Source organism: Streptomyces sp. NPDC002958 (genome assembly GCF_055563255.1).
This window is the reverse complement of record NZ_JBVHDS010000048.1, coordinates 1-13,289: the sequence shown is the minus strand read 5'-3', so window position 1 is coordinate 13,289 and position 13,289 is coordinate 1. Positions and strand designations below refer to the sequence as shown.

Annotated in this window: 11 protein-coding genes and 3 pseudogenes; 2 read left to right on the top strand and 12 right to left on the bottom strand. The window is 66.1% G+C overall.

Annotated elements, in window-relative coordinates:
- Window positions 1–570: 570 nt before the first annotated feature.
- Window positions 571–1,560, bottom strand: a pseudogene (locus ACZ3IC_RS33310) (IS1380 family transposase); the annotation flags it as partial.
- 92 nt (window positions 1,561–1,652) lie between these two features.
- On the opposite strand from ACZ3IC_RS33310, the gene ACZ3IC_RS33305 reads away from it, so the two are divergent.
- Window positions 1,653–2,552, top strand: a complete 900-nt coding sequence (locus ACZ3IC_RS33305) for a hypothetical protein (RefSeq protein ID WP_467422349.1) — start codon at window positions 1,653–1,655, stop codon at window positions 2,550–2,552.
- A 220-nt stretch (window positions 2,553–2,772) separates the two neighbouring features.
- On the opposite strand, the gene ACZ3IC_RS33300 is transcribed toward ACZ3IC_RS33305, so the two are convergent.
- From ACZ3IC_RS33300 to ACZ3IC_RS33275, 6 genes and pseudogenes are all read right to left on the bottom strand, one after another.
- Window positions 2,773–4,266 carry an RNaseH domain-containing protein gene (locus ACZ3IC_RS33300; RefSeq protein ID WP_467422346.1) on the bottom strand — a complete coding sequence of 498 codons (1,494 nt, stop codon included), beginning with the start codon at window positions 4,264–4,266 and terminating at the stop codon, window positions 2,773–2,775.
- Window positions 4,267–4,927: 661 nt separating this feature from the next.
- Window positions 4,928–6,067 carry a peptidoglycan bridge formation glycyltransferase FemA/FemB family protein gene (locus tag ACZ3IC_RS33295; protein ID WP_107408361.1) on the bottom strand — a complete coding sequence of 380 codons (1,140 nt, stop codon included), beginning with the start codon at window positions 6,065–6,067 and terminating at the stop codon, window positions 4,928–4,930.
- A 35-nt stretch (window positions 6,068–6,102) separates the two neighbouring features.
- Window positions 6,103–6,559 (bottom strand): annotated as a pseudogene (locus ACZ3IC_RS33290) (hypothetical protein); the annotation flags it as partial.
- A 35-nt stretch (window positions 6,560–6,594) separates the two neighbouring features.
- On the bottom strand, window positions 6,595–7,425 hold the full coding sequence (locus tag ACZ3IC_RS33285) for a cation:proton antiporter (protein WP_467422343.1): 831 nt from the start codon (window positions 7,423–7,425) through the stop codon (window positions 6,595–6,597).
- Window positions 7,426–7,466: 41 nt separating this feature from the next.
- Entirely contained in the window at window positions 7,467–8,573 is a 1,107-nt protein-coding gene (locus tag ACZ3IC_RS33280; RefSeq protein ID WP_467422340.1) for a sensor histidine kinase, read from the bottom strand.
- 10 nt (window positions 8,574–8,583) lie between these two features.
- Complete coding sequence (locus ACZ3IC_RS33275) at window positions 8,584–9,279, bottom strand: response regulator transcription factor (RefSeq protein WP_072489755.1); 696 nt, start codon at window positions 9,277–9,279, stop codon at window positions 8,584–8,586.
- 86 nt (window positions 9,280–9,365) lie between these two features.
- Between ACZ3IC_RS33275 and vanY-N the strand changes: the two genes are divergently transcribed.
- Window positions 9,366–9,917, top strand: a complete 552-nt coding sequence (vanY-N, locus tag ACZ3IC_RS33270) for a D,D-peptidase/D,D-carboxypeptidase VanY-N (protein WP_072489756.1) — start codon at window positions 9,366–9,368, stop codon at window positions 9,915–9,917.
- Window positions 9,918–9,958: 41 nt separating this feature from the next.
- On the opposite strand, the gene ACZ3IC_RS33265 is transcribed toward vanY-N, so the two are convergent.
- From ACZ3IC_RS33265 to ACZ3IC_RS33245, 5 genes and pseudogenes are all read right to left on the bottom strand, one after another.
- A complete protein-coding gene (locus tag ACZ3IC_RS33265) occupies window positions 9,959–10,786 on the bottom strand; it encodes an IS3 family transposase (RefSeq protein ID WP_467422336.1) in 828 nt (275 codons plus the stop codon).
- 69 nt (window positions 10,787–10,855) lie between these two features.
- Window positions 10,856–11,143 carry a transposase gene (locus ACZ3IC_RS33260; protein WP_189282541.1) on the bottom strand — a complete coding sequence of 96 codons (288 nt, stop codon included), beginning with the start codon at window positions 11,141–11,143 and terminating at the stop codon, window positions 10,856–10,858.
- Between the two features lie 261 nt (window positions 11,144–11,404).
- Window positions 11,405–12,253 (bottom strand): annotated as a pseudogene (locus ACZ3IC_RS33255) (IS701 family transposase); the annotation flags it as partial.
- Complete coding sequence (locus ACZ3IC_RS33250; RefSeq protein ID WP_467422333.1) at window positions 12,238–12,492, bottom strand: hypothetical protein; 255 nt, start codon at window positions 12,490–12,492, stop codon at window positions 12,238–12,240. The pseudogene ACZ3IC_RS33255 and the gene ACZ3IC_RS33250, both read right to left, overlap by 16 nt.
- A 157-nt stretch (window positions 12,493–12,649) precedes the next feature.
- Entirely contained in the window at window positions 12,650–13,171 is a 522-nt protein-coding gene (locus tag ACZ3IC_RS33245) for a transposase (RefSeq protein ID WP_467422350.1), read from the bottom strand.
- Window positions 13,172–13,289 lie beyond the last annotated feature (118 nt).

The following is a 13,289-nucleotide window of genomic DNA, read 5'->3' as shown; positions in this document are numbered from 1 at the left end:
CCTCGAACACTGATCCGTAACTACACCTTCGGCATCTGCCGAACCTCCTTCAGTGAAGCTCACTCAACTCGTGCGACCTCGTGTCGCACCCCCGGCTCCGAGTACTACGACGGCTCCGCCCCATCCCGGCCCGGTCAGCGGTCGGTGCGCTCAGCCACCCGACCGGGCTGGCGGCCCGGCCAGGTGGCAAGACCTGGATGGTTCTCGTGTTCACTGTGATTCGCTCGACGGAGGAGAAGCCCGACTCTGCCCCTGCGGCATCACCACGACTACCCCGCAGCATTTCATCGTGGTCTCCCGGCCAGCCGTCCTATCCGACCCAGGAGTTACCCGCCGATATCCGGTGGGTGCGCGCCGCCCCCGGCCCATATCCACCAGATTTGAGCCAGTGCAAGATGAAGGGACGTAGACGCCGGTTCCTCTCGTACTCCTTTCCGTTAAGCTTGCCGGACCCGCACCATCTGGCAGTGCTGGGACGTCCCGGCTTTGTCAGGGCTGCTTCCCGCCTTCACCGGCACCACCCGGATCAGCTGCCCTCAGCTCCACCGTCCTGCTGCGACAGGATCAGCGACGAAGGCCTTTCACCTCCGTTCGAATCAACAGCGCCTCACGGCGCACGGGCCGTTCCTTGCGGACGATCAGCCGCATGCCCTTCGGCCAGGAGGAGAGGTCGGGAATGTCGGTGCTCTCTGCGACCCAGGCCCCGGGCCGCTCGATGCCGCCGGAGTCGTAGGCCGGCGTCCACGCTTTCTTCGGGATCTTCAGGACGGCCTGGTGGATGGCGTCGGTGATGGTCATGCCAACGGAGTACGACAGCCACCGGCCGGGCCTGGACAGCCAGTCGAGGAAGGCGTGGGTGCCGCCGGCGGAGTCGGTGCGGATCAGTGTCCGACGTCCCCGCCGCAGGTGTTTGGGTAGTTGGGCCAGAGCGAGCCGGGTGGCGATGATGTGATCACTCGCGGTGTTGGAACCCGCATTGCCGGGCCGCAGCACCGTGGCCACTGGTTCCCCGGCGCCGGCCTGGCCGTGCTCGACGAACGCCACAAGCGGATGATGGCCGAAGGTCTTCTTCCAGGTCGCGGTGGCGTCCTGTTTCTCGGAGTGCGCCAGCCCAAGCACACCGTCGATGTCCACGATCACCGATCCGTCGGCGGCCGGACTGTCCGAACCGGCCAACTCCCATACCCGCGACCGTACTTCGGCCCGTGCCGTCCGAACCGCGGCCAGTGCTTCGGGACCGGCTGCGGCAAGGGCGTCGATCAGACGGGAGACCGTCGAGTCGGACACCACCAAGCCGAACACCTCGGGCTCGGCCCGCAGCATGGCGACATCGGCAAGGCAGTCCCACCGAGGGCCGTCGCGCGCGCGACATCCAGCAGGACCTTCCCCGGGTCGTGCACCGCCCGCAGATTGTGCCACGGCTCAAGGCTTCCGATATTGCGGTGTCCAGACCGGACTTGCGGACCGTCTCGACCAGCAGCACCGCCCCGACCTGCGAGACCGCCCCGCTGCCACCACCCCGACGCGGACACACGGGTATGCCCCGCTACTCTTCTTCACCTGAGAAGCCATGTTTCAAGAGGCCGAAGAACAGATACTAGAGAGAAACCTCAAAGTCATAGCGGCACGATGACCACTTAAGGAATATTGAAATGGGGGGAAAATATTCCGATATCGGCTCTTATGTAGCGGGGAGCGTTTTCGCCAAGAGCAGCGGGGTCTTGGCCATCTCCATCGACGAGACGAACGCCCGCAATTTGGCCAATTCCATTTTCATAGGCTGGGATGGGTCAAAACTCAAGCCGCTTGGTCGCAAATTGATTTATACGAAATTCCTGGGGATCGATCAGGATCAAGGCGACATCGTCGCCGTCGGTGAATATGGAAACTGCATTGTAGTCTCCCCCTCCGGTACGCTCACGGAGGAGTTAATTTCTTCTTCTGGAAGCAACCTCGCCAACAGAGGCCCATTAAGAGGCGGGATATGTGTTGCAGGTTCGATTGTAGTAGTCGGTATGGACAGACAAGTTTATCTTCGTCGGCCCGGCGGAGCATGGTCGACTCTGGAAGTTGGTCTAGCCCCTGCAGAAACTGCGGGGCTCGGCTACGAAGCGGTGACCGCCTTCTCATTCAAGGAAATGTATGCCGCAGGATGGGACGGCGAGTTGGTCATGTTTGATGGCGACAAATGGCGCAGCATAGTGAGCCCAACCAATCAAATCCTGGTTTCATTGACAACGGGCACCGATGGATTGGTTTATGGGTGCGGGCGGAACGGCTTGATCATCCGAGGAAGAAATGAACAATGGGAAGTCATAGACAATGATATTGCCGATGATTTCTGGTCAGTTACCTGGTTTCAAGAAGCGCTTTATTTGTCCTCCATGAGAGGTATCTACAAGCTGCTGAGAAACTCTATATCACCCATTGCCGTTTCGGGCACTGCAGCTGAAACATTCTATGCGCTATCTTCGACACCAGACACCCTATGGTCCATCGGCCCCAAGGATGTAATCGCATTCGATGGGAGCACATGGACCAGAATCGATTAGGCTACGCGCTGAATCCCCACGCGAAATTGATGCCGCTTCCTGACTACTGAACTTGAATGTGTGATGTCGGCCTGATCGTGTCAGCTGGTCAGGGTCCGGTGCCCACGAGGCAGCCTGGGGAGGTCGGGGTGCAGTGGGCGTGACAGTTCCGCCTTCAGAAAGCCTGATGTGGGAGAGGCTGCCCAGAGGCGCGGTCGCACAGCTGAGCCTTGCTCTGGGCTCAGGTCTCTGCCACGTCGTCGCCGTCGGCGTTGTCGACGGTGCGGCGGTACTCGGGGTGGTTCTTGTCCATCTGGATGCCGAAATGCACCGGCGCGGGGTACTGGGTGCGGTGTTCCCAGTGAAGAGCGTGATCACAGAGGCGAGCGGCGGCGAGCCGTAGGTGAGCGGGGCCTGATGGGCCAGGTGATGGAGCACGGTGATCTCGGTTGCTGTGTGGCTGTACCAGGTTCAGCTTGCTCCTTGGGGTCGCTGCTGCCCCACCGGGTGTAGGACTCACCGGCGCGGGCGCGGCATCGACCGTGTGCTCGGGGTGGCGGTCCAGGGCAGCGTACGCGTGGGAGGTGATCTTCGCCCAGGTGCGGAAGTTGCCGTGTGCGCACGTCTCGTCCGTATGCAGCAGATCGATGTGGGTCGCGGTGTCCCACAAGGGGTGGAACAGGCGGAGCACGCCCGGGACTTGAGCGGTTTCGAGGCGTGGCACGTGTTGCCAGGTCAGTACCCGTGAGGCCAGAGCGGGAGCGCGTGCCAGGGTGCGCTCGGCGCCGGCACCGCAGAGCACGAGTGAGGTCTGGGTGGTGGGGGCGTCGGCGAGCAGACGCAGGTAGTCCAGCTCGGGGGCGGCGATGCGCTGGACATCGTCGATGACCAGCACGCTCGGAGCCTGGAATGCTTCGAACAGCGCGCGGTCCGCCGCGTCCGTGCGGTTCGTCAAGGCGGTGGCGGGCAAGCCGAACGCGGTGAGCAGCGCGGCCCGCAGCTGCGGCAGCGCCGGTTTCACCGCGACCAGCGCATGGTGCACCGGAACGCGGTGCGGCAGCAGGCGCAGTGCTTGATGGACCGCGACCGTCTTGCCGTGTCCGGTATCCCCGTACACGCACACGACCCCGTGCGCGGCCACGGTATGGGCGATCGCCTCGGTGACCGTGCCGAGTTGCCGGGTGGAGACCACATGCGCGCCCGGCACGTACAGACGGACGCCATCCCCCGGCGACGCGGGCCGGGTCACGGGGGCGGTAACCGTCGCGTCGGCCTGTTCCACGCCGGAGACGGGCGGGGCCTGACCGGTCTCATCGACCGTTCCCGGCAGAGCCAGCTCGGCCAGGGCCCGGTCATAGCGGTCGGGATCCACGTGCCGTTTCCCGGGGCGCGTGCTCTGAAAGACCCGGCCCGCCCGGCGTTCCTCGCGTACCGCCCGGTGCATGGTCGCCAGCGAAGGCAGCGGCCCGGGCAAGGCAGAGTCGTCACCGGCTTGGGACAGCTGCCGGTGCAACTCGGAGACGTTCCCGTCCAGTTCCTCGAGCCGGGCCCACAGCGTGTCGTCCAGCAGGAACCCTCCACGCCGGTAGGCCGGCTCGGTCTGGCCCTTGCGAGCCCTCGCGAGCCAACGCCAGGCCGTGCGTACGGACACTCCGGCCGTCTGGGCCGCGATCCTGACGTGGACCGATTCCAGCGTGCCGGCCTCGTCCAGCGCGAGAAGCCGACGTACCACCACCCGGCGTACCAGTCCTTTGTCCTGCGAAGGCGACGCGAGCGACATGGCCTGGGCGGCAGCACGCCCCGCACCCGAACGCTCCCTCGGGCGGGGGGCCGCAGACAACGACGGCTGAGCAGTCATGCCCACCAGCACACCCCGGTGCCCCCACACCGTGCACAGGAATGAGCATCTACACGTCAGCCACCGACCAGCTGTGCTACACGCAACACGCAGCACATGACAGCCATTTAGTCACTCCATGACAGCCAGGATCTATGGGTACCAGGCCAGAAAAGGACAGCTCAGCACACTGTTCCCCTGTATCAGCCCTGGTGACACCCAACCCGCTGACACCACCCCACCCACCCACACGTCCTTCACGCTGCGGACCGCTGCCACCTCGGCTCGCGTCGGGCTGCCGCTCGTGGGCGCGCACCAGGCACTCAACGCGGCTGCTGCCACGGCGGCAGCACTCGCGGCAGAGCTCCCCCTCGATGTGGCCGCGGCGGCGCGATGCTGGTCAACGACTCCTACGACTCCCCGTCTCCCGGGCCGGCGTGGTGGCGGCTGTCGACTGGCTGCGCGGCCACCTTGCCGCAGGCGAATGTGTGCTGGTCAAGGCTTCCTGCGGCACGCCGCGACGAAGTCCCCGCCGCGCTCGCGTAGTCGGCTGTGCGGTTCAGCGTCCGCGCCGCCTCATATAGAGGCCGAAGGCCCGGTAAACCATCGGCCGCAGCGGCAGGTCCCACTCGCCGACGTACCGCATCGCCTGGCCGCCGGTGCCGACTTTGAACTGGACAAGGCCGACGTGCGGGTCGTCGGCGTCGAGGGTGGGGGTGATGCCGCGCAGGTCGTAGACGTCGCATCCGGCCGCGAGCGAGTCGCGGATCATCGCCCACTGGCAGGCGTTGGAACCACGCACCTCGCGCTTCGCGGTGGAGGAGGCGCCATAGGCGTACACAGCGTGGGCGCCGACGCGGACCAGGACAGTGGCGGCGGCCAAGTCGCCCTGGTGGCGGGCCATATAGAGCTTGATCCGCTCGGGGTCCTCGGCACTCAGCGCCGCGAACATGGTCTCGAAGTAGCGCAGCGGCCGGGGTGTGAAGTGGTCGCGCTCGGCGGTGTGGACGTAGAGGTCGTGAAACGCCTTGAGGTCTTCCGCGCCCCTGTCGCTGACCGTGACCTCGACGCCCTCCTTGGCCGCCTTCTTGATGTTGCGGCGCCACTGCTGGTTCATGCCCTTGAGCAGCTCGTCCTCGGTCCTGCCTGCCATCGGGATCTCGTACTTGAACTGTGGATGCCCGACCCCGAACCCGTCCTCCGGGCTCTGCGACAGCCAGCCGGCCTCCCGGAGCCTGCTGCCCACGCGGGCACCGACCGGGTCGGACCAGTGGCCGGAGATGTCGGTGAGCCGCTTGCTGCCCGGGTCGGCGATGCCCTCCTTGACCTGGGCGGCGCTCCAGGTGTGTGTGCGCACCGGCGGGCCGAGCCGGATCGCGAACGCGCCCTGGGCCTTGAGATGGGCCGCCAGCGGATCGAGCCAAGCACCGATCTCGCCGCTCCAGTCGATGACCGGGCCCTCGGGCAGATACGCCAGCGTGAAGCGGTCGAGCCGCGGCACCGGGCGGTGCAGTACGAGCCCAGCACCAACCAGGCGCCGACCCAGGAACCAGCCGAGGGACTCGCTGCGCCACTCGGTCTTGACGCGGCCCCACGCCGGGGTCTGCAGAAAGCTGACCGACCGCTGGGCCCGCACGAACGCCACATGCTCGGCGTCGCTGATCGGCCTGACGACCGGATTCCCGGCTGCAGTTCGCATGAGTTCGCTGGAGGGGTTGAAGGACATGCCGCCAGTCAATGTAGTGGAGTGTTGCCCGGGCGTATGCGATTCTCGATATGCCGACGATATGTCACCACCCGGCGGCTAACCATCTGATTCTGGCCACCACCGGCCGGCGGCTCCACGCCGCGGACCAGGGTTTGGTCGATCCGCGCCGCCTCGCCGGCCAGCTGAAGCCGAACCCGTCCCCGGCCACGTCCAGGACCGAGCGCAGCCGCGAGGTGAGGCCGTCGACCCGGTCGTCCATGGTGCCGTTGAAGCCACCGAGCACCCGCACCCGCTCGCTGCGCTCGGCGGCGACGGCCTTGGCGAGCTTCGTCGCACCGGCGTCCCGCGAGTCCGTCCAGAAGTCGCCCCTGCGTATCCCCCTCACGGACCCAGATGCGCCACGTACACCGCTGGCAGCCCCTTCTCGGTGGCCACCGTGGTGCGCAGCGCACGAGGTGGGTCCACCGGGATGTCCTCGGCCCGACCATGGGTCTGGGCCTCCGGCGGGTGCTTGCAAATCAGTGCATGTCGGTCGTCGTGAGGGGGCGTGGTGCCGGCGCCGGAGTGGGCACTCCGCTGCCGAGTTGCATCTCCAGGTGTTCCGGGAGCGCCCGGCGGTACAGCGGCAGGGCCGTGGCGCTCGTGACAACGGCGACCACGACGAGAACGGAGAAGACCGGCTTGGTGATCAGGCCCTGCGCCAAGCCGATGTTGATGAAGATGAGGATCATCATGCCGCGGGCGTTCATCAGTCCTCCCACAGCGAAGGCCTCGCGCCAACTGAAGCGAAGTGTCTTCATGGCCAGGGCGCTGCCGAAGTACTTGCCCGCGAATCCCGCCAGGAGCGCGGCGACGCCGAACAGCAGGGTGTCGGCCGAGATGCCCTGCAGGTCGGTGGTGAGGCCGGACAGGGCGAAGAAGATGGGCAGCAGTAGCGTGGAGACGGTGTCCATCATCCGGCTGTGCAGCGCTGGGCGGAACTGCGGGTCACGGGGCATGGCCAGGCCGGCGATGAAGCCGCCGAAGACCGCGTAGATCCCGATCAGGTCGGTGAGGTATCCGCAGACGATCGGGACGATGACGACGACGTACATCACGCCGGGGCTCAGCGTGCCCTGCCGGCCGACGTGCCGCGCCAGCGGCCGCAGCAGCCGGGACACTCCGAGCAGCATCACGGCGGTGAACAGGATGCTGTAACCGATCATGGGCAGAGCGCCCGCGGCCCCGGAACCGGTGTGCACGGCCGTCAACATGGCCAGGAAGCACCAGGCCCCCGCGTCGTCGATCGACGCGGCGACCAGGGACAGCCGCCCCAGGCGGGAGTTCTGCAGACCCCGCTCGTACAGCATGCGGGCCAGCATGGGGAGGGGCCCTGGTCAAGGCCCCTTCGTCAGGCCTGATCGCCATCTGTTTGTGTGTGCGCTGACGCGGCGGGCAGTCGCACCGTGACGCGGAGCCCGCCAGCGGGGCGGGGGGTGAGGGTGAGGGTTCCGTCGTGTGCTCGGGTGATGCTTTTGACGATTGCCAGGCCGAGGCCGACACCTGCGTGGTCGGAGTGCAAGCGTTCGGTGCCGCGCTGGAATGGCTCGGTGAGCGTCGACGCCAGCTCTGAGGTGAGCTTCTCGCCGGTGTTCTCGACAACGAGCACAACAGAGTTGGGGTGGACGCTGGTATTCACCCATACGATGCCCTGTTCAGGCAGGTTGTGGCCGATCGCGTTGTGCAGCAGGTTCGTGGTCATCTGCAGCAGGAGCGCCTGAGAGCCGATGGTGATGCTCATTTCGCCGGTGGTTTCGATGGTGACGCCATGCTTTTCCGCCAAAGGGAGGAGCGTTTCCGTGGCTTCTTCCGCCATGAGGGACAGGTCGACGTGTTCCCTGGTGAATGACCGCTGGTTGGCGCGGCTGAGCAGGAGCAATGCTTCAGTGAGTTCGATGGCCCGGGTGTTGATCACGCGGAGGCGCTCGACAAGCTCGTCGGTGTCGCGGTTCGGATCGTTGCGGGCCACGTCGAGAAGCGCCTGAGTGACCGCCAGCGGAGTGCGCAGTTCATGAGAGGCATTGGCCGCGAATCGCTGCTGTTCGGCGACGTGGGCTTCGAGCTGCGCGAGCATGACGTCGAAGGAGTCGGCGAGTTCGCGGAACTCATCTCGGCGACCCGGTAGGCGGATCCGGTGGGAGAGCGGTCCATTGTTCGCCACCCTGCGTGTGGCGTCGGTGATGCGAATCAGCGGGGTGAGCATCCGGCCGGCCAGAATCCACCCGCCCACGAGACCGAACATCAGCAGGAACGCCAGCAGTAGGATTCCCGCCGGGATGAAGACGACCGGTCCAAAATTGCTTGGGTCGAAGACGCGTAGGAAGTCGGTCCGATCAGGGACGCTCAGGCTGTCCGACCTTCCTCGCAGAAGAAACATCCACACGGCGGCGAGCAGCAGGGCGCCCGCGATCTCGAGGAATGCGGCGTAGCTGAGGGTGAGCTTGAGGCGGACACTCAACCCTTGACGCCTATCCACGCTCCGCTTCCTGGTCATCGGCGTTCGGTCCTGTGTCGATGCGGTAGCCGACCCCGGCCACGGTGGTGATCAGCCAGGGCTCGCCGAGGCGTTTACGCAAGGCCGAGACCGTGATGCGCACCGCGTTGGTGAACGGATCTGCGTTCCCATCCCACGCTCGCTCCAGCAACTCTTCTGCGCTGATGACACCGCCTTCGGCAGCGACGAGGACTTCGAGCGTAGCGAACTGCTTCCTGGTGAGCGCGATGTAGCGGCCTTCGCGGTAGACCTCGCGGCGGAACGGATCCACACGCAAGCCTGCGATCTCTCGCACAGGTGGTCTGTTGTGGGCGCTCCTGCGGTCGAGTGCTCTGAGCCTGAGCACGAGTTCTCGGAGTTCGAAGGGCTTGGTGAGGTAGTCGTCAGCGCCGAGCTCGAACCCGCTGGCCTTGTCGTCGAGCCGGTCGGCAGCGGTCAGCATGAGGATCGGCATGCCGCCGCCGGAGGCAACGATGCGTTGGGCGATCTCGTCACCGGTAGGTCCGGGGATGTCCCGGTCGAGGACGGCGATGGCGTAAGTGTTGATGCTCAGCAGTTCCAGAGCGGTATCACCGTCCCCGGCGATGTCGGCCGCGATCGCCTCCAGGCGCAGCCCATCGCGGATGGCCTCTGCCATGTATGGCTCGTCCTCAACGACTAAAACACGCATGGCCTCATGCTACGAGCCGGTGCATATCGTCGGCATATCGAAAACTGGATACGGGCTGACAACGTCATGCCCCCTCGACTGGAGGTATGAACGAACCACACATTATCCCGCCTCGGCCCCGTGACCGGCTGTTCGCCGTACTTGCGGTGGTGCTCGCCGTGCTCCTGCTCCCGGTTGCGTTCGTCCGCAATCCCGGCCGCGCCCGTGAACTGGCCTGCGACTGGGCGTTGGGGATCCGTTTTCCTGCCGAGGATCTCACCGGGCTCACCGACGGTGCCAGGGCGGCGTTCACCGCCGCACGCGCCGGGGCTCTCTGGCGCCACGGGCAACTCATCGGCCTCACCTCGGGATACCGCGATCCCCTCGTCCAGCAACGGTTGTTCGACCAGGAGGTGCGCCGCGTCGGCTCACTGGCCGCGGCCCGGATGCTCGTGCTGCCACCGGCGGAATCCAGGCACGTCAAGGGCACCGCGCTGGATGTGCGCCCGTACGAAGGCGCGCGCTGGCTCGAGGAACACGGTGCCCGCTACGACCTCTACCGCATCTACGACAACGAGTGGTGGCATTTCGAGTACCACCCGGACGCTGACTTGCCTCCAACGACCCAGGAGATCCGCAATGCTCCGCAAGCTCGTTGACAGGGGCAGGGGCTTTCCCCCTTGATCGTGGACACCGGTTGTCATGCGGCGGTGGCCAGCGTAGTTGATCGTTGTTCGTAGGCGATCGGGCTGATCTGGTCGAGGCGGGAGTGCCGTCGGCGGGTGTTGTAGCGGGTTGCCCATCGGAAGACCGCGAGGCGGGCCTCACGGGCCCCGTCCCACCATTTCCGTCCCTGGAGCGTCTCGCGTTTCATGGTCGCGTTCAGACTCTCCGCGGTGGCGTTGTCCGCGCTCGTGCCCGCCGCGCCGCGTGATCTGGTCACGCCGAGTTCCGAGCAGACCTGGGCGAACTCCCTCGACGCGTACTGGGCTCCGTTGTCGCTGTGGAAAATCGCCCCGTGCAGGCCGTCGGCGCCGCGGGCCGCTGCTGCGGCCCTGAGTGCGTCGGTGACCAGCTCCGTGCGCATGTGGTCGGCGATCGACCAGCCCGCCAGCCGCTTCGAGTGCAGGTCCAACACCGTTGCCAGATAGAGGAATCGGCCGCCTCCGATCGGGAGATAGGTTATGTCGCCCACGTACTTGGTGTTCGGCGCCTGGGCGGTGAAGTCGCGCCGCAGCAGGTCTGGCACCGGCGTCGCCGATGGCTCGGGAATGGTGGTGCGGACCTTCTTGCACAGGTGCAGCCCGACGATGCGGAACGTGCGCATGACGCGCTCGACGCGCTTGTGATTGACCCGCCTCCCGGTGTCCTTCAGCTCGGCGGTGACGCGCGGGACCCCGTAGGTGCCGTCCGATTCCCGGTGGATCTCAGCGATACGTTCGGCGAGCTCTGCATCTGCCTGGGCCCGGGCAGCCCGCGCGTCCGCGCCGGCCAGCCACCGACCGGTAGAAGCCGGAACGCGAGACATGCAGCATCCGGCACAGCCGCTTGACGCCGAAGGCGCCACGGTGATCGTCGACGAACTGGAAACGGCTGCTCACCAGCTGGTCTCCGCCGCAAAATACTTCGCGGCCCTCCGCAGGATCTCCCGCTCAAGCTCGAGTTCCTTCACCCGTGCCCGCAGCTGCCGGTTCTCCTTCTCCATCGCGGTGGCCTCCACGGCCCCGGGCCGGGCGGCCTGCTCGGCGTCCCGCACCCACGTGCGCAGCGTCTCGTGGTTGACGCCCACGTCCTTGGCCACCGACGCATACGTCCCACCCGGACTGGCGTGGTACAGCGCGACGGCATCGGCCCTGAACTCAGGCGAGTACTTCGATGTCCCCAACGCGAACTCCTGTCCTATGGATCTTCACGATCCAATGATCAGGGTGTCCACGATCAAGGGGAAACGCCCATTCATGTCCGCCGCATTGGGTGGACACCCACAGTCCGCAGGGGCTGCCTGTCGGCATCGCGATAGCCAGTGACTGACTAGTAGTGCTTGGTCATGTTGGTGCGGGGTCTGGCATGTCGCGGTGACAGGTGGGGCAGGCGCCGGTCCAGATCACGAGGAGTAGCTGCAGTTCGCGAACGACTCGGTAGAGGCTCAGGCCGACGCCGTCTCTTTTGGGGATCGGCTCAGTCGCTGCAGGGTGCAGAAGGCGTGGGCGACCGAGACGAGGGTGACGTGGTGGTGCCAGCCTTGCCAGGTCCGGCCTTCGAAGTGGGCCAGGCCCAGTGTCTGTTTCATCTCGCGGTAGTCGTTCTCGATGCGCCAGCGGAGCTTCGCGGTGCGCACGAGGACGGGCAGCGGGGTGGTCTCGGGCAGGTTGGAGAGCCAGAACTGCACGGGCTCGTCCTGGTCGGCGGGCCATTCGGCCAGCAGCCAGCGCGCGGGAAACGCTGTGCCGGCCGTGGCTTTGCGGATCTCGCGTCCGGCGGGCCGGATCCGCAGGGCCACGAAGCGCGAGTACATGCGCTTGTGCCCGCTTCGGCCGCTGCCCGGCCGTGATCCCTGCCTCCACTGCACCGGCCGCGCGGAGGATTTACCGGCCGCGATGACCAGGTTCTTCACCTTCTGGGCCGGTTCGGGGTAGGCGGGAACCGGCCGTCTGCCCCGGCCGGGGCAGGCCGGGGTGCACGGCTGTGCGTCCTCGGGTTGCGCGGTGGTCGTGGTCGAGATGCCCACCACGTACTCGAGACCGCGTTCTTCCAGGCCGAGCCGGAAGGCGGCGGTGTCCCCGTAGCCGCCGTCGGCGATGACCTGGGGCACCTCGATGCCCCAGGACCGCGTCTCATCGATCATGTCGAGGGCCAGCTGCCACTTCTCGACATGGCCCACCTGGGCAGGGATGGCGCACTTGTCACGGCGGGCCACTTTGACCGGGTCGGCCTTCGGCGAGGCGGGATCCCAGCTCTCGGGCAGGAACAGACGCCAGTTCACCGCCGCCGAGGCGCCGTTGGACGAAGACCGCCGACAATCCCCTGCAGATGCCGCATTGTGGGGTTGTCCCGCTGGCCTTTACGCAGCAGCCAGACATAGCTGCCGGAGATCGACGCCCCGCTTGCCGTGATGGCCTGGGCTACTTCCTCTGTGCCGTACGGCCCACGTCCGGGTGGAATGACCGTCTCGAACAAGTGCTCCAGCTTGCTGGCCAGCGTGCGCCCCCCTTTCGGGCCGCGCTCGCTGTCCATAGCCATCTCCGTTCTGGCGTTTGAGCTGCACTCCGGTATATCGGACAACCATGGAAGCTCTTCCATCAGTTGACTGCACGCATATGCCAACAGTGGCATCTCACACCGCCGGTCCTCACCTAAGCTTGACTCTGTCGGGGATCTTGGGTGGTCGGGCTCAGCTGCCGAGGGTTCGCCAGGACTTCGGTCGAGGGATCTGGTTCTGGTCCAGGAAGGTCTGGAAGGCGGTCGGCGGTCTCGGTGGAGAGGCTTCCGCGGTCACTGATCGGCCACTGAGGCGTTCGATGTTCACAGCGATGGCCGTGAGTACGTGCTGCAGGTGGGTTTTCGACCGTCCTCGGTAGCGGCAGTGGCGCATGCCGTGTCCGTGGGCGAACTCGTTGATGGTCCCCTCCACTCCGGAGCGGACCGCGTAGCGGGCCTTCCACTCGGGTGTCTGCTGTTCGCTGCGGACGCGGACTTGCAGGTCGCGGAGTTCTCGCGGGGGAAAGCCCACGTTCCGGGCGCTCTCGCGGGAACTGGTGCACCGAGGGCGGTCAGGGCATGGCTGACACTGGCTCTTGGTGAACCGCGCCACGATCAGGGGTGCCGCGGTGGGCGAGGAGGTCGGGTAGGGGCCGTGCCAGCCCTGGCTGACCTGGCCTCGGGGGCAGGTGACCTGTCGGCGGTCGAAGTCGATGTGGAAGTCGTCCCGGTCAAAGCCTGAACCGCCCCGGGTTCGGTAGAGATCTCAGATTGTGGTTGTGACCTGGGGTTTCGTTGATTCCATGTAGTAGTTGGCTTCGTACTCGACGGGC